This window comes from Allobosea sp. P1_B10 (assembly GCF_056406735.1).
Genome location: NZ_JBFTZP010000008.1, coordinates 1 through 21,709, shown reverse-complemented (window position 1 = coordinate 21,709; position 21,709 = coordinate 1). Strand labels below are relative to the sequence as shown.

18 protein-coding genes and 2 pseudogenes are annotated in these 21,709 nt (G+C 62.0%); 4 read left to right on the top strand and 16 right to left on the bottom strand.

Annotated elements, in window-relative coordinates:
• Positions 1 to 6: 6 nt before the first annotated feature.
• The 4 genes from AC1D2L_RS16745 to AC1D2L_RS16730 are packed head-to-tail and all read right to left on the bottom strand — an operon-like array spanning position 7 to position 4,070.
• Positions 7 to 1,326: a methyltransferase domain-containing protein gene (locus AC1D2L_RS16745; protein WP_476847022.1), complete on the bottom strand. Its 1,320-nt coding sequence runs from the start codon at positions 1,324 to 1,326 to the stop codon at positions 7 to 9.
• A gap of 33 nt (positions 1,327 to 1,359) precedes the next feature.
• On the bottom strand, positions 1,360 to 2,076 hold the full coding sequence (locus AC1D2L_RS16740; protein ID WP_476847021.1) for a sugar phosphate nucleotidyltransferase: 717 nt from the start codon (positions 2,074 to 2,076) through the stop codon (positions 1,360 to 1,362).
• A gap of 27 nt (positions 2,077 to 2,103) precedes the next feature.
• A complete protein-coding gene (locus AC1D2L_RS16735) occupies positions 2,104 to 3,096 on the bottom strand; it encodes an SDR family NAD(P)-dependent oxidoreductase (RefSeq protein WP_476847020.1) in 993 nt (330 codons plus the stop codon).
• Positions 3,093 to 4,070, bottom strand: coding sequence for an NAD-dependent epimerase/dehydratase family protein (locus AC1D2L_RS16730; protein WP_476847019.1), 978 nt, complete (start codon positions 4,068 to 4,070; stop codon positions 3,093 to 3,095). The genes AC1D2L_RS16735 and AC1D2L_RS16730 overlap by 4 nt, the downstream gene beginning before the upstream one ends.
• 151 nt (positions 4,071 to 4,221) lie before the next feature.
• On the opposite strand from AC1D2L_RS16730, the gene AC1D2L_RS16725 reads away from it, so the two are divergent.
• On the top strand, positions 4,222 to 5,052 hold the full coding sequence (locus AC1D2L_RS16725) for a class I SAM-dependent methyltransferase (RefSeq protein ID WP_476847018.1): 831 nt from the start codon (positions 4,222 to 4,224) through the stop codon (positions 5,050 to 5,052).
• A gap of 12 nt (positions 5,053 to 5,064) precedes the next feature.
• Here the strand turns inward: AC1D2L_RS16725 and AC1D2L_RS16720 are convergent, their stop codons facing one another.
• The 10 genes from AC1D2L_RS16720 to AC1D2L_RS16675 are packed head-to-tail and all read right to left on the bottom strand — an operon-like array spanning position 5,065 to position 16,593.
• Entirely contained in the window at positions 5,065 to 6,072 is a 1,008-nt protein-coding gene (locus AC1D2L_RS16720) for a polysaccharide deacetylase family protein (RefSeq protein WP_476847017.1), read from the bottom strand.
• Positions 6,069 to 7,169 carry a glycoside hydrolase family protein gene (locus tag AC1D2L_RS16715; RefSeq protein WP_476847016.1) on the bottom strand — a complete coding sequence of 367 codons (1,101 nt, stop codon included), beginning with the start codon at positions 7,167 to 7,169 and terminating at the stop codon, positions 6,069 to 6,071. Before AC1D2L_RS16715 ends, AC1D2L_RS16720 begins: the two co-directional genes overlap by 4 nt.
• Positions 7,166 to 8,011 carry a glycosyltransferase family 2 protein gene (locus AC1D2L_RS16710; RefSeq protein ID WP_476847015.1) on the bottom strand — a complete coding sequence of 282 codons (846 nt, stop codon included), beginning with the start codon at positions 8,009 to 8,011 and terminating at the stop codon, positions 7,166 to 7,168. The genes AC1D2L_RS16715 and AC1D2L_RS16710 overlap by 4 nt, the downstream gene beginning before the upstream one ends.
• Positions 8,008 to 9,192: a glycosyltransferase family 4 protein gene (locus AC1D2L_RS16705; protein WP_476847014.1), complete on the bottom strand. Its 1,185-nt coding sequence runs from the start codon at positions 9,190 to 9,192 to the stop codon at positions 8,008 to 8,010. Before AC1D2L_RS16705 ends, AC1D2L_RS16710 begins: the two co-directional genes overlap by 4 nt.
• Positions 9,182 to 10,339, bottom strand: coding sequence for a glycosyltransferase family 4 protein (locus AC1D2L_RS16700; protein ID WP_476847013.1), 1,158 nt, complete (start codon positions 10,337 to 10,339; stop codon positions 9,182 to 9,184). Before AC1D2L_RS16700 ends, AC1D2L_RS16705 begins: the two co-directional genes overlap by 11 nt.
• Positions 10,339 to 11,289: a hypothetical protein gene (locus AC1D2L_RS16695; RefSeq protein ID WP_476847012.1), complete on the bottom strand. Its 951-nt coding sequence runs from the start codon at positions 11,287 to 11,289 to the stop codon at positions 10,339 to 10,341. The genes AC1D2L_RS16700 and AC1D2L_RS16695 overlap by 1 nt, the downstream gene beginning before the upstream one ends.
• Positions 11,286 to 12,740 (bottom strand): O-antigen ligase family protein, encoded by a 1,455-nt coding sequence (locus AC1D2L_RS16690; RefSeq protein WP_476847011.1) that lies wholly within the window; start codon positions 12,738 to 12,740, stop codon positions 11,286 to 11,288. Before AC1D2L_RS16690 ends, AC1D2L_RS16695 begins: the two co-directional genes overlap by 4 nt.
• Positions 12,719 to 14,029 (bottom strand): lipopolysaccharide biosynthesis protein, encoded by a 1,311-nt coding sequence (locus AC1D2L_RS16685; protein WP_476847010.1) that lies wholly within the window; start codon positions 14,027 to 14,029, stop codon positions 12,719 to 12,721. The genes AC1D2L_RS16690 and AC1D2L_RS16685 overlap by 22 nt, the downstream gene beginning before the upstream one ends.
• Complete coding sequence (locus tag AC1D2L_RS16680; RefSeq protein ID WP_476847009.1) at positions 14,026 to 15,027, bottom strand: glycosyltransferase family 2 protein; 1,002 nt, start codon at positions 15,025 to 15,027, stop codon at positions 14,026 to 14,028. Before AC1D2L_RS16680 ends, AC1D2L_RS16685 begins: the two co-directional genes overlap by 4 nt.
• A 12-nt stretch (positions 15,028 to 15,039) precedes the next feature.
• Positions 15,040 to 16,593, bottom strand: coding sequence for a GumC domain-containing protein (locus tag AC1D2L_RS16675; RefSeq protein WP_476847008.1), 1,554 nt, complete (start codon positions 16,591 to 16,593; stop codon positions 15,040 to 15,042).
• Positions 16,594 to 17,092: 499 nt separating this feature from the next.
• On the opposite strand from AC1D2L_RS16675, the gene AC1D2L_RS16670 reads away from it, so the two are divergent.
• From AC1D2L_RS16670 to AC1D2L_RS16660, 3 genes are all read left to right on the top strand, one after another.
• Positions 17,093 to 18,364 carry a polysaccharide biosynthesis/export family protein gene (locus AC1D2L_RS16670; RefSeq protein WP_476847007.1) on the top strand — a complete coding sequence of 424 codons (1,272 nt, stop codon included), beginning with the start codon at positions 17,093 to 17,095 and terminating at the stop codon, positions 18,362 to 18,364.
• Positions 18,365 to 18,589: 225 nt separating this feature from the next.
• Positions 18,590 to 19,291: a sugar phosphate nucleotidyltransferase gene (locus tag AC1D2L_RS16665; RefSeq protein WP_476847006.1), complete on the top strand. Its 702-nt coding sequence runs from the start codon at positions 18,590 to 18,592 to the stop codon at positions 19,289 to 19,291.
• Positions 19,251 to 20,321: a GDP-mannose 4,6-dehydratase gene (locus AC1D2L_RS16660; protein ID WP_476847005.1), complete on the top strand. Its 1,071-nt coding sequence runs from the start codon at positions 19,251 to 19,253 to the stop codon at positions 20,319 to 20,321. Before AC1D2L_RS16665 ends, AC1D2L_RS16660 begins: the two co-directional genes overlap by 41 nt.
• A 456-nt stretch (positions 20,322 to 20,777) precedes the next feature.
• On the opposite strand, the pseudogene AC1D2L_RS16655 reads toward AC1D2L_RS16660, so the two are convergent.
• Positions 20,778 to 21,373 (bottom strand): annotated as a pseudogene (locus tag AC1D2L_RS16655) (nitroreductase family protein).
• A 91-nt stretch (positions 21,374 to 21,464) separates the two neighbouring features.
• Positions 21,465 to 21,709, bottom strand: a pseudogene (locus AC1D2L_RS16650) (ferredoxin--NADP reductase); the annotation flags it as partial.

The window sequence follows — 21,709 nt, the reverse complement described above, 5'->3', positions numbered from 1 at the left end:
CAGGCCTCACAGGTACTGTGCCGGCACGTCCAGCAGTATCCGCCTGCGTAGCAGGTCTGCAGTTGTTGTAGGATCGCTTTGCTCCGGGTCGGGAGCGTCAGCCACATTATCAAGCCCTACTAGGTAAGGCGGCATCACGATTTGAGCGACAACGGGATCGATCCCGTTGCGCGGTTCCAATCGCCCGGCGGTCCAGTTCACCGCAGGGTCGAGCACGAGGCGGGTCTTACGCGCCAGCACGCCGTGAGAGATAGCCACAACGCGGTCCGTTTGCCCGGCTCCGCGCTGCCCCACCAGCGAAAGGGAACGTTCGCTGGAAATGTCGGCCGCAAGTCCGGGATCGGTCAGGTCGAAACTGTCCTCCGTAGTCATGCGCTCTATCAGACGGTCGTTGCGAATGATCCGGGGGGCCCACGCGGCAAACAGCGCGGCATAACCGGCCGGCACAAGCGGTTCTCCTGCCCAAAGTTCAGGGAACAAGCCGTTGTGGACCTGACTTAGCACCAAAGTTGCATCGCCTTGTGCCACGCGTCCTATCTCACCCGCCAGCTGTTGCTTGGCATGAACGAAATGAAACGTGTCACTCATCACGACCGCGGTGAACGCATCCGCCGCAAGCGGCAGCCCCTGCTCGACATCGGCGCAGATATAATGGGCGCGCGGCGCCATAAAGCGCTTTGCAGCGTAGAGTTGCGCGAACTGATGGTCGACTGCCACGATTGGCTCGCCGCAAAGATGCCGACCAAGGATGAACGTGCTGTGTCCGCATCCGGGTCCGATCTCCAGGATCGGACCCGCAGACGGCAACAGTTTCGAGAGCCCGGCGATCGGAAGAAAGGTCCGGGCGGTAAATCGGTAGGCGAACCAATCGCCGTAGAGGCCCGAGCTGTGCGTTCGGACGAGGTTGACGAAGCTTGCGTATGATTGCCGGATGGCGCCGCCGTCGACCAAGCGAGACAGCAGCAAGCCGAGCCAGACGGCGTCTGGCGCCATAGCGCATAGTTCTTGTGCGAAGCGACGCCTGAGCCTTGGGACGAGCGAGAACGTAGGCCACCGCAAGACGAGGCGCTCGGCGGCATCGTGATGGCCGGCCCGCATAAGCGCCACGAGCTGACGTCTTAGCGGGTCATCGATCAGACGTGGAATGCCCAAAAGCACGGGATAAGACAGTGAGGGACCAGCAAGCAGAATCTCGCCGCTCCCAAGGGGTTCGACCCGCAGCGGCGCTTTGTCGACGGGGCAGCGCAGCAGGCCGACGAGAGCCTCCGGGAAGCTTTCCCCGCTATCATCCTGTATCCCCTGAGGCGATTGCTCTCGGTCTGCCATGTCCGCATGCTCCGGGGCGGTAGGACGGCGCCGTTACGGCTCCGACGGCAGGAACTCGCTGTGCTGGTCGGCGAAGATCTCCTGCGCCCGTTCCAGCTCTCCCGCATTGCCCAAATCGAGCCAAATGGCATCGGGCGAATATCCGTGCACAGGTCTCCCGAGTTCAATCAACTTCAAGACGAGCGTAGGGGCGTCAAGATACTGCCCTGCCGGGATGAGGTCGCGCACGCTCGGCGAATAAACATAGATGCCCATACTGGCGGCGTAGATCTTAGTCGGCTTCTCGTCGTAGCCGGTGACGCAGCCGTCGGCATCGAGATTCAAAACGCCGAGTTCTATCCGCATGCGATGCTGCACCACGCCGACGGTGAGTTCAGCGCCATTGGCAAGATGGCTGCGATAGAGATCGGCGAAGTCGAGTGTGGTTAAGATATCGCCGTTCATGACGATAAAGGGCTCGTTCAAGCCCTCGATCATGCCCACGGCACCTGCGGTGCCGAGTGGCTCATCTTCCGTCTGGTAGCGAATGCGGATGCGTTTCGAGATGGCGCTGTGATCGAGATAGCTGCGGATAAGCGAGCCGAGGTAGCCAATTGAGATCACGGCTTCCGTCACTCCCGCGCGCTCCAGCTGTCTCAGGACGATCTCGAGGATCGGCACTTCCCCCACTGGCATCAACGGCTTTGGCAGCACCGTGGTGAACGGGCGCAAGCGCATGCCCTTGCCGCCCGCCATGATCACCGCTTTCATGGGTTGTCCCTCCAGCCGCGTAGATAATCAGACGTGATAGCTGCCGTTTTTCAGGAAGCCCGGGTGGCGCCGTACCCATTCAACGGTTCTGGCGATGCCGTCTTCGAAGCTCGTCTTCGGGCTCCAGCCGAACAAGCGTCCGGCCTTCCCTGCATCTGCAATCAGGCGGACCACCTCGCTGTTGGCGGGTCGGATCCGTCCCACGTCCTCCACGATTGGCAGGTCACGGCCGACGGCGCGAAGGACCAAGGCTGCGGCCTCACCGATCGTTATATCGGTCCCTGTACCGAGATTGACAGCCTCGCCAACCGTATCGGGCGATTCCGCGACGGCGATCGCTCCCGCGGCCGTATCCTCGACGAAGAGGAAGTCGCGCCGTGGTGTCAGCGATCCGAGCCGGATGCTGTCGTCCCATAAAGCCTGGGCGATGATCGTCGGCAACACCGCACGGGCCGGCTGGCGCGGCCCGAACGTGTTAAACGGTCGGCACAGCGCGATAGGTGTGCCGAAAGATTGAACATAGCTCATGGCGAGCGCGTCGGCTGCAATCTTGCTGGCAGCATAGGGTGACTGCGCCTGCAGCGGGTGTGCTTCATCGATTGGCGCGTATCGGGCTGAGCCGTAGACCTCGCTGGTCGAGAACACGACGATCTTGGCCACGCCATGTCGCCGAGACGCCTCAAGCACATGGGCCGTGCCGATCGCGTTCGTCTGCATGACGTCCAAGGGGTGGACGTAGGAGTATGGGATCCCGATATGTGCAGCGAGATGAAACACGATCTCCTGGTCGGAAGTCGCGGCATCGACGCCGGCGGGATCTTTAAGGTCGCCCATTATTATCCGCAGGGCTTCCCGCGACGTTGCCGGTATATCATCGAGCGCGCCTGCAACGCCGCGGGAACTGTAGCGTGTAAATACGGTGACCTCGGCTCCCCGAGCCAGCAATGCCTCGCATAAATGAGAACCGATGAAGCCCGCCCCACCGGTTACGAGGACCCTCTTTGCGCGCCAGAAACTCATGCGATTCGATGCTCCGCATCATTGAACGTTCCGCCGGAGGCACGCAGCATGTCAGTCAGCGAAGTCGCTAGTCCGATCTGTGCACGCCAGCCGGTCATCGCCCTGATCTTCGCCGGGTCTCCAAAATTCACCGAAGGCAGGTCCGGACGCCGCCGCTGGGGCTGACTTCTCCATTCGAGCGGGCGACCACTGGCCGTGCAGAGCGCCTCCAGCAGTGCAGATACGGAGACGGCTTGGCCCGTACAGATGTTGAATGCCCCCGGTTGTTTTGCCGCTGCCAGAAGCGCAAGAGCCCGCGCAACGTCGCGGACATCGACCCAGTCACGGCGCGCATCCAAATCGCCAACCGCGAGACACACAGCGCCGGCGCCTGGCGCATCTGCCAATTGCTGGATGAAAGTCGCCGGCACGAAATGGGCAGCCTGCGACGGTCCTATTACGTTGAATGGCAGTGCCAGCGTGACCGGGAGGCCTGTGGTACGGCCGAAATCCAGGGCCAGCGCTCCAGCAGCAGCCTTCGTGATACCGTATAGACCAGAGGGCCGGCAGGGATCGTCTTCCCTAAGCCCGCGGTCCTCTCGTTCCATGGGGCCATACTGCGCAGCCGATCCCGCCACGACTGCAAGTTCCACCTCGTGTCTCGCCGCCTCCGCCAACACCATGTCGGTCGCGGTGAGGTTTATATCGATCATGGCGCGCCGAGCGGCCGCGTCCTTGGGTGGAAGCGAGAGGCCTGCCAGATGAATGACGATGTCTGGCCTTTGGGCGTCGAAGGCTGAGGCTAGCGAAGGGCCGTCAAGAATGTCGCAGGCTACATGGCAGATCGCAGTCGGCGTGGCACTCAGCCCCGGGCGTCTGCTCAACGAGATAACTTTTCGTGAGTAAGCTGAAAGTAACGGAAGAAGGGCCGAGCCGATGAAGCCAGAGCCGCCGGTAACCAGAACGACTTTACCGTCGAGGCCATCGAACTCCATCGCCAGGCTACCTCTTTCCGTCAGAGGCCCAACGAAGGGCGACGGGGTATCCATTTGGTCAATGCTAGAATAGTTGGTATCTTCTCTTACGTCTATCCAAAAGTCATGCCTGAGATTCCGGGAATTGTTATAGCAGCAGGGCGCGGGTGAGATGGGCAATACGAAATCCGAGGCAGAAGCGGAACGCGTTAGGCGTGAGCGAGCGCATTGGGATGCCGTGGCAGCCACCGAGGCGGCCAGCCACCCCGATGCGCTACTGGTCCGTGAGAACGATCTCCATGACCGTCTCAAGCCGTGGCTAGATTATCTCGACTTGCCCGCGATCACCACGCGGTTGTTCGATAGGCTGGGCGACTTGAGCGGAAGGACTGTCCTGGATCTGGGAACTGGCAATGGTTTTCTGGCTGTGGCACTGGCGCTACGCGGAGCCAAGGTGATAGCTGTCGATGTCTCGCCATCGTCACATGCTCTCGCGCGCCGCCGGTCTGAGCTCAGCGGCGTGGCCGATCGCATCGAGTTCCGTCTCGCATCGGCTGAGAACACCGGTTTGCCGGAGGCCTCATGCGACGCTGCATGCGGGCTCTTTGTGTTGCATCATACAAATCTCGAAGATTCGGCACGCGAGCTCGGACGCGTATTGAAGCCCGGTGCACCCGCGGCATTTATCGAGACGTTAGCCTTCAATCCGGCGCTGTCGGCTGCGCGCGCCGTGCTCGCAGGGCGCTTTGGCATCGAGAAAGCGTCGTCGGAGGACGAGGCTCCCATTGGACGCAGGGGCCTGGCTCGCCTTCGCGCCAGATTTCCGGGGCGCGTCGAGGTCGAGATGCCGGTCACCGTGTGTTTCCGCATGCTGTGCTATCTGGAGACACTGCAGGGCCCACGATCGGCTGCCGCGCTGCACGGCATGGATCGGGTTCTGGGACGTATGTCCGGCCTGGGATGGCTGAGCTATTTTGGCATCGTCGGCATGAACAGGACCTGATGCGCTCCCAACTCAACGGTTGGGCATGCTCACTCGCAACGGATTTCTAACGCCTGCAAGTTTCAACCTGACCGAGGCTGGGCCGTCGGCCGGCCCGACACCGTGGCGCGGCAAGGCATGCGGCCGCGCCGCATGCCGAAGCGATAGATTGCCCGGATCCGCTGTAACTGCCGTAGAGAACCCCAGCCGTGCCGCCAACTCCTGTTCGCGCGCGCCTGCCGTGCCGGGTACGCCGTACGGAAACGCAAAGTGGCGAACGGGTTGCCCTATTTCTCGCTCAAGCCGATCGCGGCTGCCCGCCATCTCGGCGCAAGCAGCCTCGATGGACAGTGTCGCCAGCGGCGGGTGAGTCAGCGTGTGCGCGCCGATTTCGACGAAAGGCGAGGCTGCGAGGCTGTGCAGCGCCGCCCAGTCCATCATGTGACGCGCGGCGAGGGCTTGAGCATCCATACCATAACGCGCAGCGAGTGCGCGCAGGACCCCGTCCCGCGTCGATGCTGGTGACGAAACCATCACATGCGCGATGGTCTCAAAGGCGCGCTGTTTTGATACGGCATTCCCCGTGTCAAGCCTGATTTCGGTAGGCAGAGGGAGCCGAAGGTAAGATTCCCGTGCGATTGCCTCGTCAAGTGCGTACCACCACAACGGTGCCGTACCGTCGAGGAGACCCGGCGCGACATACACCGTGGCTGGCAAGCGCCTCGCCTCGAGGATGGGGAGCAGCGTGTCGTGGTTATCGCGATAGCCGTCGTCGAAGGTGAGGCAGGCGAAGCGGTCCATGCGTGATGCTGCGAGGCGGACCATTGCCTCGTCGAGACTGACGACAGAGACGCCGGCCGACTCCAGCGTATCTAGAAGCTGTTCGAAGCGGTGCGGAGCAATGCTGTTACGGTGGTTGACCTCGAAACGTAGCTCCGGATCACGCTCGCGCACGCGGTGGAGAACGAAAATTGCTCCAACTCCGCCCAACAGCGGGCGTGCGATCGCCGCGAGGCCGAGGCGCACGAGGAGTTCCTTCACGGACACGGTGCCTCGGCCAGAAGGATATCGGAGACCAGTCCCCCGGTGCGGCTGCCGAAATGAAACAAGCGGATCCGCTGGTCTTCGATGACCGCGCTAGGTCCCCCGACTTGCCATTCGTCAGCCTGGCCAGGGCGGGGCGACAGGATAGGGTTGCCTGGATTGCGCTGCCAACTTAACCCATCGCTGCTAAAGGCATGCCCAATCGAGCCGCGCTGCAATTCGACGCCCTCGCGATAATCGCTTGGAGCGCTGCCGAAATAGAACATGTGATAACCGCCCCCGGGATCAGCTACGACGTTGACATGGCTGGTCCACATCTCGTCCCAGCGTCCGGGCGCGCCCAAGTGGAAAACCGGCTGTGGCCGCCGCGTCCAGGTGATACCGTCTGGTGAGGTCGCCATACCAATACGGAAGGTCCGGAAAGAATTCTTCGGTTCGCCCAGGCCGGAATAGTACATGCGGTAGAGCTTGGTCGTGGGATCGTAGAGCACACTCGGCTCAAGCACCCCCCCGCGCTGACACGTCGTGGGGACGCTCGGGGTGCTGCAGATCGGCTTCTCCCAGTCGTTCTCCGGTTCCAGGACGGGGGCAGTACGTCGCGTCCAAGTGATGCCGTCGAGAGAAGTCGCGAGCCCGATGGCATAGGTTGCGCTGCCCAGAGGCGGGCGGTTGCCCGTATAGTACATCCGCCACAGCCCGTCGGGGCCGATTAGTACGTCGGCAGTTTCAATGCCAGGCGCCTCCCAGCCGTGGGGCGGCGTCGGCAACACGAGATCGGTCAACGCGTCGGGCCGCACCGGGGCGCGCCAAACTGACCAGATTTTGCCATCGGAGCTTTCGGCGCGGGCAATGCCGGAGACATGATTGCTGCCGGCCGTCGTAAAGAACATTTCGTAACGACCATTGCGGCGGATAACCGAGGGATCGGCGGCGATGCGAATTGGCACCAGCGGTCCGCCATCCGCCAGCTGTGCCGGCGGCTCCACACGTGTCCACGGGCCTGGAAATTTGCAGCGCTGCGCCGCGGCAGGTGCAACCGAGGCGAGAACCATCAGGAGCGGAAAAACGGCGGCCTGGGGACGATAACGGCTCATGGGTCACCTTTGCTGGTTTGAGCTCGCGCGCCAGGATCGGTCACTTGTGCGGGGCCATCTGGTGAGCGTCCCACCGTTCGCGCGCAGTAACGTAGAGCGCTCGCGACATGCCAGCGCCAGTGTCGGCTCAACGGGCGTTTTGCACTGCTGCGCTGATGGGCGTGCCGGAACCGGATGTCAGGAAACACCCACGCTGCCAGTCCGGCGCGGCGCAGACGCCAAGCAAGATCAACGTCTTCGTAGTAAAGGCGATAGCCCTCGTCCATCCCGCCCACACGCTGAAAATCCACCCTGCGCATGAGCAGGAATGCGCCGAAGATCCAGTCGGCCCTAAATGGCTCGTCGCTGTCTCCCTTCGTCATCATTGCCCGCCGGTACCAGGCCGGCTGCCAAGGCCAGCGGTCAGCGCCCAGACCACGAGCAATTGGAACCGCGGGCGAAGGAAATCGCCTGAAGCTCTGTTGCGGCGCGCCGTCTTCCCCAATGAGCTTGCACCCCAGGAGGCCGATCTCAGGGTGATCGCCCAGGAAGCCCAGTGCATCGGCAAGCCGCCCGCCGAGATGCTCAGTGTCGGGGTTCAGGAACAGGATATAATGGCCTGTTGTCGCTGCGGCTCCACGATTGACGTTCGCGGCGAATCCAAGGGGGACCGGATTCTCGATGATGCGAATCTGGGGGTCAGGAAGTACCGCCGCAGCATGCCCTCCCGGCAGATTGTCGACAATCAAGATTTCCGCGATGGTGCCGTCAATCGCCCTGTCGAGCGATGCGATACAGCGCGGGAGCATAGCCTCATGCCCGTGACTGACAACGACGATCGAAATGTCTGGAAGCTTGCTCATGCGGACGGCCCCGCGAGGGCCTCTTCGCAGATTGCCCTGAGCTCCGCGGAATGCACATCGCGCGAGTAACGCGCAGCGACCCGCGCCTGGCCACCGTCGGAAAGCCTGCGCTGCAAAGCCGGATCGCCTAAGATTGCTACGATGGCGGCGGCGAGAGCATTCGGATTTCGCGGCTCCACAAGCAGGCCGCTCACGCCGTCCTCGACGATTTCCATTGGCCCCCCGGCGTTCGAAGCTATGACCGGGCAGCGCATGGCCATGGCCTCGATGATCACCATCCCGAACGGCTCCGGCGCGACCGAGGTGTGGCAGAAAACGTCGAGCGCTCCCATTACTGCCGGCATGTCGCTCAGCCGGTAGCGCCAGCCAAGAAAGCGCACGCGATCGCCGATATTAAGCGCGGCTGCGCGCGCCACCATCCGGTCGCGATAGGCCTCCATGCCAGACGGCGCGTCGCCCGAGACGACGAACACAGCGTCCGGGAAGAGCGTGGCGACCTGGGCGGCAGCATCAATGAACACATCGAGGCCCTTCCATGGGTCCAGCCTGGCGACGAACCCGACGATGGGAGTTCCCGGCAAGATCCCAAGTTCATTCCGGATCGAGCGGGTCACTGCCTCGGGCGACCAGAATGCGAGATCGACACCTTCTCCCAGATGGCGGATCCGCGGATCGTCCGCCCGTGGGCCGAACAACGATCTTGAGCAGGCATTGGTCATGCATATCACCAGCTGCGACAAGCTCAGCACAAGGCGCCCGAGCGCCGGCCTTGCGATCGGGATGGCGGGCGGAATCTCCCGGACGTGCCAGAGATGAGGTACGCCAGCGAGCCGGGCGGCAAATCCGCCATAGAGGCAATACAGCGAGTTGGTGTGAACGAGATCTGCTCGAGCGGCCCGCATGAGGCCCGCGAGCCTTCGCACAGTCGGCCACATCCGCGCCAGATACCGCGCCTGATATGAAAGAGAGGGCAGGGTGCGCAATTGCATCATTGGCACGACATGCATCTCGATGCGCTCAGCGAGCAGAAGCGGCGTGATCGGCCCGTCGCCTGGCACCACCACGATCGGGTCGATGCGGGTGCGGTCGATGCCTTGCAGCAGGCGCAACAAGGCAATATCGGAGCCGCCCACCTCGTTGTTTGGATGAACATAGAGGATACGTTTGCGTTCAGCGCGCACGCGCGGTCTCCCCTCTTGCCACCTGGGTGCAGAAGCCCTCGAACTGGCGCAGCATTGCCTCCGGCGAGTAGTCCTCGATCAGCCTTTGCCGTCCGGCGGCGCCAAAAAGGGCCCGCTCCACTGGTGACAGGGCCAATCTTTCAATCGCAGCCATCAGCGAAGGCACGGAGCCTACATCAACGATGAGACCGCTATGCCCATGCCTGATGGCTATCGGCAGTTCGCCGGTTCGCGAGGCAATTACCGGAAGCCCGAGGCTCATCGCCTCCATGGCGCTCAGCGGCATACTGTCCTTCAGCGAGGGCACGCAGAGCATGTCCATTGCCTGTAACCACGGCCGGACGTCCGGAACCAGGCCTGCGAAGTGGACCCTTTCACCAAGTCCTAGCTCTCTCGCGCGCGCGCGGTACTCCGTCTCTGCCGGTCCGGCACCCACGATCGCTGCCATGATGTCGATGCCTTTGTTGCTGAGCTCCGCAACGGCCTCGAGCAGGAGCGCCTGTCCTTTGCCGGGATGAAGCCGGCCCAAAACGCCGGCGATCAGCCTCCCCCGGGGCGCGATGCTTGCGCGGATCCGGGCGCCTTCGGCCATGTGCTCGGCCGGGTTTGCAGGGGAAACTCCGTTTGTAACGATTTCAACACGCCGGGCTCCCGCACGACGGACCTCGTCACGCATGGCTGTCGAGCCCACTAGAACGAGATCGGCGAAGCGGACGAGGCGACGATCGATGTCCTCGAACAAGCGGTGGCGGCCGGAGTGTGTAGGGCCGAGCCAGCCATGGACATGGGCGATCCAGGGGACGCGCCGTACCCGGCGGATCATCCAGGCCAGCAAGTTGGCGCGCATGTCGTTGGTGTGAAGCAGTGCGCCGGGATGCGTCACCAAAGCTGCAAGATCGCGGCTCGCGGTGAGCACGCCTGTCAGCCCTTTCCAATCCACACGTGTCGTGGGCATCTGCGCAGCCACCTTTGCCAGGACCGATGGCAAGTCGTGCTCCGGCCGCGCCAGAAGGGCTAAATGCGGAGGGAACCGATTCCGGTTCAGGCCATCTGCCATAATCTGAAGAAGTGACTCCGGCCCGCCGACGCTGTCATAAGCGCTCTTGGCGATAATGAGCGGGATCGGGGGGCCGAGGCCGTCGCTCATCACGCCCTCCCTCGGATTGCACGAGCACCCGCAAAGCAAAACAAGACCAGCCCCGTGAGGCTCGTCACCCCTGCCAAGACTGGATGTATCGAGGCAGGCGGCACAAACGTGCTCTGCCCAGCCGCGTAGACCGCCGTCCCTGTCAGCGGGATCAGGGCGAGACCGGGCAAATTTTGTAACCTGATCGGCGAAGCCAGGAGCGAGAGCACGCTGTCATCCGGGCGCCGCGCCCGCTCCCGCCGCAGCGCTAGCCAGACGATGCCGAGCAGTGCGGGGAGAACAATCAGCGCCATAGGAACCGCCGGGACGGTGACCAGCGCGAAAAACCCGATTATGACCCCGCTGGCGAGGGCGAGTCCGAGACGGGAAGGTGTGTAGCTCTCCGGGTGCCCGGCCGCGACTGCCATATGCGCCAAGGCGAGACCGCCGGTTGTGACGGCTGCATGCAGGAGAAACTCGTGCGGCGGAACGACCAATGGTGGCGTCTCAGCCCCCCAGCCTAATGCCCACACCCCCCAGAACAGACCTATAGAAAGGCTCAGCAGAGTGGTTCGCATTGGGTGCCCGGACCGCAATGCGAGACCGAGCCAAAACCAGCCGAGGACCAGCGACAGCGGACCATGCCAGGCCAGTGCGGTCCAGGCGATCGTCAGGGGGAAAGGCATCGAGGGGTCGCCGTAGACTGTCATCGCGTAGACGCCCTCGCAGACCCAGCCGAAGAATGCGCCCGCCAGAAGGAGGACCCAGCCGTCGATGATGCGGAAGGACCGGACGACAGCGAGGGTCAGGTAGCCAAAGAGACTGTAGAGCAGCCAGGTGAGAACTCGCCCCGGCACCCCGTCGTTCGAGCGCCAGAACGACCAAAAGACTGTCTCGGAGAAAAACGCGAGCACGTAACCCGTCCCCATGACCAGGCCCGCTCTTCGAGCAAGATCAGCGGCCTTTGTCATGGGCGCGCGCCCGTTGGCTCCAGGATTGCGACACGCCGCAGCGCGGCGGCGAAGCCGGTGACGATCCACGCCACCTTGATCAACAGCAAGGAGCCAAACGCGCAACAGACCAAGAAGCCGATAGCTGCAGCGACGAGACAATCGGCCAGCAAACTCCAGTCCGGATCGCCTGCGCGGTCGACGAGATACAAGTCACGAAACATCAAACCGTAAAGGGCGGCGAAAGCGAGCATGCCGGGCAGCCCAAACTCGACCCAGAGCTGCGCATAGGTGTTATGGGCGTTGACCCATTCGTAGCGGTCTACATCCGTGGCGACGCGTTGCTCCAGGTCGCTTTCCCATGCTTCGACATAGGGCGGCAGTGACGGTTGCTTGGCCAGCCAGTCGCGCAGATTGGGGCCGAATTGGCCAAAGCCGTACCCCGCAATCGGTCGGTCTTGTATCAACTCCCAGGCGCCCCGGAGCATATACTCACGGATCGGTGTGCTGCCCTCCTGCGCATAGCTCGTCGAATATATGCGCTGGAGACCCGCAGGATTCCACAATAACAGGCCGGCAATGCCTACCGTTGTCGCGACCAACAGGGGCTTCAGGGGCAGTCGTCCCCGGATCACCAGCCAGAGTATCGAGACCACTGCAGCAATGATTGCCGAACGCGTGAACGAGAGGACAATTCCCATGCTCTGGAGTGAGCTGCCACAAAGGATCAGTAGCCGCGCCCACGTCGCAGGGTAACGATGATAAAGATAGAGATTGACTGGCAAGACACACACCAGCGTGTATCCAAACCAATTGGAGTCGCCCAAGCCGCCCGTGACGCGCTTGATCTCGACGCCTTCGAGTGAATCACTGTCAATAACGGCCCCGATATTGCCCAGCATCAGGCGGGGATCGTCGTAGTCGATCGCGAGTGCGGGCAGGAAGAATTCCATGAACCCTAGTATCGCAGAGGCTGTCAGGGCGGCGGTCAATGCGACGCAGGATAGATCGAGCGCTCGCCTGGACTCCCCGGCGATGTTGGCTATGAGCACCATCAGCAGCGCAACCTGAACATAGCGCGTCAGCCCGTCCATCGACTCTGCGCCGTCGGGCGAAACCAGCGCGGCGATGGCGACGGCCACTATGAAGCACACCATAGCCGGCATCTGGGGCGACCATGTCATTGGCGTGCGAAACAGGACAGAGCGGAGCGCCCAGACGGCTAAAGTCATGCCGGCTGCGATCTTGTTGAGGCTGAGCGGTAATCCGATTATGTGTTCGGCGCCGAGGACCTGCAAAACGGTGCCCGAAACCAGCATGAACGCGAGTCCAACCACCGGCAACGCATAAATGAGCGCCGCCAGGGCGACCGCCAGGACACCGCCTGCTGCCAGCACGGGTCCCAATAGGGCCGAGGCTGTGAACAGCCCTGCGCCGACAGCCACAGGGATCAGCGGACGAGGGAAGCGCATGTGCCCTCCCCAGAGAGTGCAGCAACTGGCCTCGGGGAAAGGCGCCGCGCCATTGCAACGAGCGTGAAGGCCACGCCAGTTCGCATAATACAAACGCCTTGGGCCATGCCGACCTCGCCAAACAGCCAGAACAGCGGCAGTCCAGCAAACACGATGAGGCCGGACTGAAGGAGGGCAACGAGCGCAAGCCGCTGCGGCGCATGGACGGCTACCATTGCAAGCGGCAGCGGCGTAACCGCGAGCCAGCATAGCGTGCCGGCAAGCAGCCAAAGCAGGATCGGGACACCGGCTGTGTAGCTGGTTCCGAGAACGATGCCGATCGCAGGCGACGCGACTGCCACGGCCATCGCATAGGAGAGCACGACGCCGGGAATGGAGATGCGCAGGAAGTTGCGCTGGTTGGTGTGATAGCTTCCATCGTTCCGCATGCGTGTAATGCGGGGCTGCAGAATAGCCGCGAGGCTGCCTGCGATGAGGTCAGGTACAAGAGCCAGCGTCACCATCGCGCCGTAGCGACCAGCGTCGTCGGCACCTCCGAACGTGTAGACCAGAAAAAGGTCCAACCGATCGCTTATGACTCCCAGAAGCATACCCGGCACGAGCCATTTAAGAGCTCCGAGAAGTTCGATCAGATCCGCGCGCCTGATCCCAAAATCGGTAAACAAGCCGCGCGGCATCAATCTCGCTGCGCCTACCGCTGCCATCAGGAGTGCGGCGCCGATATAGACGGCAAGCACGGCTTTCACGGTGATCCAGCCATTCCCCCATAATATCAGGATCGCCGCAAGACGGGCGATCTGCAGGGCGCCTTCAAGCAGGACAAGAGCCCGGAAGCGCTCCTGTGTCTGAAGCACCACCATGACCGAGCGGAACAGCATATCGGCCATGATCGCCGCCACCACCCAACCCATCAGCGGCGCGATAGATTGTCCTCGCGAAGCGATCTGGTCGACCACCCCGGCCAAACACAAGAGCATGCAGGAAACGAAGACGGTCGCCCCCAGACGTAGCAAGAACGCAGATCTGAACAACCGGTAGGCAGCCTCCGGCTCGGCACGTAACAGGCCCGGAGCCCGACTCATCAGGGCCACGTCGCCTGGATCCACAATGCAGCCCGATGCGAGCTTGACGATTGCGATCGTGATCGCGAAGAGCCCGGCTTGCACGAGCCCCGCCTCGTCCTGCCCGAGGCCACGATAGACAAGCAACACGGCCCCAAACCAGAGCCCCACGAAGCCAATCCGGCCAACGACGACCATCAACCCGTGCCGGGTCGCGCGCTCCTTCATGCTGTGTGCTTTCCGGCGCGTGCTTCCTTCTGTTCAAAGAGCTGACGCCGCAAAGATGAAATGGCTAACAGCGTCGGCGCTGGCAAAAGGCCAAACCCGACGCGCAGCCAGGTGACGGGTCTCAGCGCCACCGTCGGCACCGTGCGGATGATCTCGGCTAGATTGGCGAGATACCGGCCATACCCGTCTGCCCGGCAGACATGCAGGATATCGATCGCTATGCGCGCGATGTGGAGTTCTGCCACCGCACGCTGACTGGACACGCCTGCGACTTGAGCTTCCGGCCAAACGAAAGCTTCGCGTACGGCTGCAATCTGCTTTCGGAACATTGCGTTCGAGCGATACATGGGCATCGACATCGCGCTGTCGTGAACGCGGTATTCGACGCACAACTGATCGAGATGGCCGATGTCACCCACAAAGCAGAGGCGGCAAAAAAGCCAAAGATCGATCAACTCCAGCCAACTTTCGTCAAACGGGCCGCTTGCGCGGATTGCGGCCGTCCGCATGACCATTGTCGTCAGACAGAAACCGTGGCGAAAGATATCGAGAATCGCCGCTGGTCCGGGAGTCATGCGCTGCCAGCCGGATCCAGTCCTTCCTGTGCGCGATCCGTCCGCGTCGATCCAGGCCGCGTGCCCGTGCACCATGCTGCAGTGCGGTTGCGCGTCCATGAAGGCAACCGCAGCTTGGAGGAATTCCGGCAACAGGATGTCATCTGCGCCGAGGATGAGGACGAAGTCGCCGCGCGCCAGGCGGATCCCAAGGTGAACGTTACCGGCAAAGCCGATATTGTGATCATTCACTTGGTAGATCACGCGCGGGTCGTCATATCGAAGCATCACATCTGCTGTGTTGTCGGTAGAAGCGTTGTCGAGCACCAGCAGCTCGAATTGGGGGAAACTCTGCGCCAGCACGCTTTCGACAGCCCCTGGGAGCCAGTGAGCGGCATTGAAGGTCGGCAGAACCACCGTCACGCGAGGGTCGGCGGACTTCATGTTACCCCTCCTTCACCCTGTCGCAGTTGTGCCTGACAGCGAAGCCCGATATTCGAGAAACAAGACCACCGCAAAGGCCAGCACGAGACCCGCCGCCAAGCCCAGCAACAGTGTCCGGCGCAGCGATGGTGAGGACGGCAAGATTTCAGCGGTCGGCGGCATGATTACGCGCAAACCCGAAAGCTGGACGGCTTCCATCGCTTCAGCAATCCGCGCATCGTCATAGCCGCGCTCATAGACATCCAGCGAGCGGCGCAGCCTTGCCAGGTCCTGCTCGAGTTGCGCGATACCAATCGCGGCGGTCTCAATATCCTGCAGCTGCTCGCGTACGGTCCCGATGTCTTGGGCGAGGCGCCGCGCCCGGCCGCGTTGACCCTCCAGATCAATGCGCCGGGTGACGATGTCGCGTACGAGCGATTGATGGAGCTGACTTACGCCTTTGGTCACCTGATCTAGACGGTAGGGGACCTCCGCCTTCAACAGCTCCATCAGCGCCGCCATCTGTCGCCGGATATCTGAAATCTCGGTGCTGTCCTCGCCATAACGAGACTGCTGAACAGCCAGGTCTAGGCGCAGTTGAGCCAAGCGCCCGTGCAAAGCATCAGCGGCGGGATTTCGCGATTGGACGGAGGTAAGATCGATTTCGCCCGGGAGGGTGCCCAACGTTGTCTCAGCGCGGGCGATCTCTGCCTCGGTCGCGGCGATCGCTCCGGAAACCTGCCTGAGTTGCTGTTGCAGGTCCGACTCTGACCGGATCAACCCCGAGCGCTGTTCTGCCACGGACCAGACCGGTTGTTCCGAATGCACCCGCATCGCGAGCAGCCGCTTCTCTACGGCATCGAACTCGGCTCGGCGCTCGGCGCGAGCGTTTCGAAAGAATTCTGTCACGCCGGGCGTGCGATAGGCATGGATGTGTCCGGCCAGAGCGATAGAAATGAACCGATTCAAGATGACCTCACCGGCACGGGGATCAGGAAATGTGAGGATCAGGTTGATCACGTCGGACCGCCGCACCGGCTCGACGCGCAGAGCGTTGCCGATAGCCAGCGCAAGACGGTCGGCTTGCGTCGTGCGGGGGGTAATCCCGAGGAGAACCGAGGCCTCACGCGCGGAAGCACGTAGCCTGCTCACTGCCTGTTTTCCGGCCTGCTTGATGCGCTGGAACACGGTCACAGCAGGCGGATCCGCAAAGAACCTCTCGCCCAGTTGCTTCACAAGTTCACGAACCAATCTAGGGTTGGCGAATATCTCGGCTCCTGTCGCAGAATCCTCGGGTCTGCGCATGGCTGGAGCGGCAGCCGTCCCCTCTCGCACGGCGAGCAAGGGAGAACCGATCATCTCCGGTCCCAGATTTACCATGACCTTCGCAGTGACCTCGTAACTGCGACCGCTGATCAAAATGGACGAGGCAACCATCGCCACAACACACGCGATGCAACATCCCAGCATCAGCAGCCAGTAGCGACGGAGCAGATTGAGTAACCCGAAAAAGTCAGTCGGGATCAATCGGCCCCGCGCCGGTGCAGATAACTGCAGTTCGCTGGCGATCTGACGCGGGCCCTCCATCAGATCTTCCCGCCTCATGGCCGGCTGCCATAGAAGGGGCTTGGCACGTGGATCGCTCCGACTTCTGGGCGCGATACTGCGAAATGCGCGTAAGGATGATTAGCCCTGCGATTTCGAGGTAGTATCGCCATGATTACGCAACGCCAATCTGGCGTATTAAGATGCAGATTTATCTGTATTCGCCTCATGACCTTCGCGGGCTCATTAAAATCCGTTGACGGTACATATGAATGGAGCATTATACATGCAGATCTGTTCGCTTACAACTCGGCATTTAAAAGTTCACGAATTAGGTCTCGATCGACTGGTCTATTACTGTCCGTAATGGAGAAGTTTGGCGGCGCAAAAAGAGTAGTCGGATGTTACCGTGAGGCGTGACGCTTTCATGGACGGTCTTGTACGTCAGTGCGTGGCGTCCTGATCTCGCGTTCGGCGATTGATGCGCCACTCAACGAGCATTCGCGTACGACGCCAGGTTTTTAAGCTTGAAAGGCGTTAGATGATCGGCAGGGCGATCGCAGTCATTCTCGCGACATGCACCGTGTGGGCAGAGCCCAGCAAGGCCGTGGAGACTTTTGTGGCCGGCCCGGGAGATCGTCTATCTGTCACCGTTCATCGGCGGGCTGACCTGTCCGGCGAATTTCGCGTCCTCCCGAGCGGAGCGCTCTCTCTGCCTCTCGTCGGCAACCTGGCTGTTGCCAACCGCCCCATCGACCAGATCCGCGATCTTATCGCCCAACGGCTGAGAGAGGATGCTGGACTGCTGGATCCCCGCGTCTCTGTCGAAATATCCGAGATGCAGCCGATCCTGGTTGCGGGTTCTGTACGCCGGCCGGGCCAATATCCTTTTCAGTTCGGCATGACAGTCGGTCATGCGCTGGCTGCTGCGGGCGGACTACGGCGTTTCGAGCCAGACGAGATCGGGGCACGTATCGAAGTTCTTCGTTTGCGGGAGAAGCTCCGCTTGGCTCAGGACGCGCTCGGCGTCGCTTTGGTCCGACAAGCGCGGCTACGTGCAGAAGCTGCGGAGCAGGAGGAGCTGAAGGTTTCGTCCCTCACAGTGCGCCACCTCTCCGAAGAACGGCTACGCCAGACCGTCGAGGCGGAGCAGGAGATCATGCGACGACGCCTTGCCGCGCACACGAGCACGATCACGATGCTCGCCACGCAGACGACTTCCTATGAGGATGAAATTCGCGCTCTGACGGACCAGGACGCCACCAAGGGGCGCGAACTCCAACTGCTGACGGACGAGAGCACCTATCTCGACGATCTCATCCGGAAGGGCCTATCGCCGCGAACGAGCCGCGTGAGCGAACTTGCGCGCTTCGCCGTGCAGGTCGAAGGGGACCGGCGGCAGATTCAGGCCTTCGCTGCGCGCGCCCGGCAGGAGATCGTGCGGTTAGAGCAAACGCGGATCACCTCCATCACATCGCGCCGGCTGGAGATCGCCACTGCGCTCAAAGACGTTGACGATACGATTGCCACGCTGCGGGTCGGAATCGAAGAGGGCCGTGCGGGCTTGGCGCAGTTGCGAGACGCGCTTCCAGGTGACGATGAACCGCTCGGCCCCAGCCAGCCGGGGGTCGTCTCGATCTTGCGGGTGCGCTCCGGGCCGCCGCAGCGCATCAAAGCCGAGGCGCAGACAGAACTGATGCCGGGCGATCTCGTCGACGCCACGCCCGAGGATGGTGTGCTGATGCGCCGGCTGGCCTCGGGTGGCGTACCGGAGGAGACAGCCGCAAGCGCCCCTCGGGAGGCCAAGCAGTGACTTTGGCCGGGGCTTCCCGCTGCAGGGATTGCAGTACGAGTTCAGCAAGCGACAGATTTGTACCGCCCGGATCCCGATTGGGGCGGCATGGGCAAGACAAGTTGGGTAGTCCGGGCTGCGGGGGACTTAGGCCAGGTCACACAATATTGGCGCTCTGACGACATTCGCCGCAAGTGGTGCCGGTGGATAGGTTGCGCGCGCGTGACAACGATGGAGGAGGTGACGATGAAGGTCGTGATCTTGGCGGGCGGCTCCGGCACGCGCGCCTATCCGTTCACGGAATATCTCCCTAAACCTATGATGCCGGTCGGGGGCAAGCCGATCCTGCTGCGCGTGATGGAGATCTATGCAAGCCAGGGCCTCACCGAGTTCGTCATATCGGTAGGCCACCGCAAGGAAGTAATCATCGACTACTTCGATGGACGAAGCTTCGGCTGGACGATCGACATCGTCGACACGGGCGCCCAAACCGATACGGGCGGGAGGATCTGGGGTTGCCGCCACATGCTCGGCGACACATTCATGGCCACTTATGGCGACGGGCTCTCTGACGTCATTCTGCCCGATCTGCTGGCATTCCATCGCGAGGCAGGACGCCTCGTCACGATCACGTCGGTTCCGCTGCGCTCGCAATACGGGACGATCGAAGCGGACCCGACGGGCCTGATTAGCGATTTCCGCGAGAAGCCGGTGTTACGCGGCCATTGGATCAATGCCGGATTCTTTGTGATGGAAAAGCGCGTATTCGACCATTGGCGCGGTGACAGCTTAGAGCGCGACGTGCTGCCGGCGCTTTTGCCCGATCGCCATCTCGTAACCTATCGTCATGATGGTTTTTTCAAATCGATGGACACCTACAAGGACCAACAGGAGATTGAGGCCATGTATGTCGAAGGCGCGACGCCCTGGGTCCAAAATGTCGCCTGACAGCGAAAGCGCGACGTCGCGCGAACAGGCCGTAGTCAAGCCCGATTTCTGGGCAGACAAGCGCGTTTTCATAACCGGCTCGTCGGGCTTCCTGGGCTCATGGATGGTGCAGGAACTGAATCGTCGGGGAGCGACCACAATCGGCTATGTTCGCGACGGCGGCTGGCATCTTTCTCGGCGCGAGGACCCGGCGACCGAACCGCAGTTCGTGGTGTCCGGCCGCCTGGAAGACTACGAAACGCTGCTGCGCGCGATCAACGAGCACGAAGCCGACACAGTTTTTCATCTGGCCGCGCAGCCGATCGTCGGCATTGCCACAACCAATCCGCGGTCCACCTTCGAGACCAATATACGCGGCACATGGAATGTGCTGGATGCCTGCCGGGAACTGGGACGTCGCGTCAGGCGCATCATCGTTGCCTCTTCGGACAAAGCCTATGGGGCAGCCCCGACGCTACCTTATGATGAAACAATGCCGCTGAATGGCCGTCATCCCTATGACGCCTCGAAATCCTGCACGGACATCATCGCGCAGACTTATCACAACACGTATGGTTTGCCCGTCTGCGTGACGCGATCGGGTAATTTTTTCGGCGGCCGCGATCTCAATTTCAACCGGATCGTTCCAGGAGTAGCCCGTTGGGCGATCAACGGCCAGCGGCCTGTGCTGCGTTCTGATGGCTCGATGATACGCGACTACATCTATGTGCGCGACGTCGTGCTGGCCTATCTTAACCTGGCCGAGAAGATGGAAGACAGCGACCTGCATGGTCAAGCGTTCAATTTCTCGACTGAACAGCCCCTGTCGGTTATCGATCTCGTGCGACGGATCCTGGTGGCGGCGCGACGCGAGGATCTCGAACCGACAGTCCTCGGCGAGGCGACGCACGAGATCCCCGCGCAGCATCTGTCAGCAGCCAAGGCGCGCGCGCTGCTTGGATGGTCGCCGTCGTACAGTCTTGCGACAGCGTTGGCGGAGACTGTCGTCTGGTACCGCGACTGGCTGGCCGGGCAAAAGCTGACTTCGTGATTTCTTAGGCTGGAACGGCGAGCCCCGCGCATCGTGCGCTTCCGTCCCATAAAGTCACGACGTATACTCGGCAGTTGATGGCAAAGATGCTTCGTGAGGTGCGACTCGCGATCGGGCCGACTGATAGTATGAAGCCAGAACGTCTCTTCGAATTTCGTAGCCTTCTCAGTCTTGAGAGCCCCGATGGGCAGATCCCAGTTCTTCGACCGTGGCACGACCTCGAGAACAGATTGCTGACGTTCCTCATCGACGGATCGTGGCGAGAGGCCATGATTGATCGTCCGGACGGTTTTTACCGCCGAACTCGAGCCTGAAGTCCAATTCGAACATCATGACATTGCCTGTCGTCCCGTTACAGCGGCAACTTGCCGGGACGTGACACTCGACAGCGATGTCGCGTCAAGCGTGCCTGGCGCCCATGTCGCGGCGTCGCCGCGCATGGGCGCTGTATCGTGATCAGCCGCCAAACGTGCCTTCAAAGACGCGGCTGATGATGGGATCACGCTGGCTTGGCGTTTCGCGAGCCTGCAGGGCTTCGGACAGGGTTTCCTTGTCGCCGGGCGGCCGATCGCGATCATAGCCTCGGGCCGGTAGTTCGGGGGTACGCCGAGTTCCTGCACGGCGCGCTCATGGTCGAAGCCGGCCATGCCATGCGCCTGCCAGCCAAGCTGTGAGGCTTGCAGGGCCAGGCAGGCCCAGGCGGCGCCGGCGTCGAAGGAGTGGCTGTAGTTGGCGGTTTCGGGAGCGTCCTGCTTTGCCTGCAAAGTGGTCTTGGAGAAGACGGCGACAAGGGCCGAGGCTTCTTTGGCCCAGCCGGCGTTGAACGGGTTCAGAAGCCCCACGAAGCTGTCCCAATGCGCATCACCGCGGCGCGCATAGATGAACTGCCAGGGTTGGGCGTTGAAAGCCGATGGGGCCCAGCGCGCCGCCTCGAAGAGGCTGAACAACTCGTCACGGCCAATCTCGACCGGAGAGAAAGCGCGCGGCGACCAGCGCTCCAGGAAGATGTCAGAGATCTGATAATCGGCAGTGCGGTTGGACGTGGCGGTCATGAAACTCGTCTCGCAGAAGGAATAAGGGCGCCCGGAAAATGCCCGCCGAAGCAAGGCAAAAAAGCGCTGGCTGGCCGGCAAGCCGCTGCTCCTACCGTTCGGCGAAGGCTCTTTCCAGCACGAATTCGCCGGCCTCGCCGTGGTTGCCTTCGCTGAAGCCGGCCTCGGTGAAGATCGCCTTGAGATCGGTCATCATCTGCGGGCTGCCGCACATCATGAAGCGGTCGGTCTCGGGGTCCATCGGCGGCAGGCCGATATCCTGCGCCAGCTTGCCCGAGGTCAGCAGTTCCGTGACGCGGCCGCGGTTGCGGAAGGGCTCGCGCGTCACCGTCGGGT

Coding starts and splice junctions, on each gene's coding strand:
- AC1D2L_RS16710 (WP_476847015.1), bottom strand. CDS start 8,011: ATGAGCAAGCTTCCAGACATTTCGATCGTCGTTGTCAGTCACGGGCAT.
- AC1D2L_RS16725 (WP_476847018.1), top strand. CDS start 4,222: ATGGGCAATACGAAATCCGAGGCAGAAGCGGAACGCGTTAGGCGTGAG.
- AC1D2L_RS16715 (WP_476847016.1), bottom strand. CDS start 7,169: ATGAGCCGTTATCGTCCCCAGGCCGCCGTTTTTCCGCTCCTGATGGTT.
- AC1D2L_RS16745 (WP_476847022.1), bottom strand. CDS start 1,326: ATGGCAGACCGAGAGCAATCGCCTCAGGGGATACAGGATGATAGCGGG.
- AC1D2L_RS16660 (WP_476847005.1), top strand. CDS start 19,251: ATGTCGAAGGCGCGACGCCCTGGGTCCAAAATGTCGCCTGACAGCGAA.
- AC1D2L_RS16685 (WP_476847010.1), bottom strand. CDS start 14,029: ATGAAGGAGCGCGCGACCCGGCACGGGTTGATGGTCGTCGTTGGCCGG.
- AC1D2L_RS16690 (WP_476847011.1), bottom strand. CDS start 12,740: ATGCGCTTCCCTCGTCCGCTGATCCCTGTGGCTGTCGGCGCAGGGCTG.
- AC1D2L_RS16680 (WP_476847009.1), bottom strand. CDS start 15,027: ATGAAGTCCGCCGACCCTCGCGTGACGGTGGTTCTGCCGACCTTCAAT.
- AC1D2L_RS16670 (WP_476847007.1), top strand. CDS start 17,093: ATGATCGGCAGGGCGATCGCAGTCATTCTCGCGACATGCACCGTGTGG.
- AC1D2L_RS16735 (WP_476847020.1), bottom strand. CDS start 3,096: ATGAGTTTCTGGCGCGCAAAGAGGGTCCTCGTAACCGGTGGGGCGGGC.
- AC1D2L_RS16675 (WP_476847008.1), bottom strand. CDS start 16,593: ATGGAGGGCCCGCGTCAGATCGCCAGCGAACTGCAGTTATCTGCACCG.
- AC1D2L_RS16700 (WP_476847013.1), bottom strand. CDS start 10,339: ATGAGCGACGGCCTCGGCCCCCCGATCCCGCTCATTATCGCCAAGAGC.
- AC1D2L_RS16695 (WP_476847012.1), bottom strand. CDS start 11,289: ATGACAAAGGCCGCTGATCTTGCTCGAAGAGCGGGCCTGGTCATGGGG.
- AC1D2L_RS16740 (WP_476847021.1), bottom strand. CDS start 2,076: ATGAAAGCGGTGATCATGGCGGGCGGCAAGGGCATGCGCTTGCGCCCG.
- AC1D2L_RS16730 (WP_476847019.1), bottom strand. CDS start 4,070: ATGGAGTTCGATGGCCTCGACGGTAAAGTCGTTCTGGTTACCGGCGGC.
- AC1D2L_RS16665 (WP_476847006.1), top strand. CDS start 18,590: ATGAAGGTCGTGATCTTGGCGGGCGGCTCCGGCACGCGCGCCTATCCG.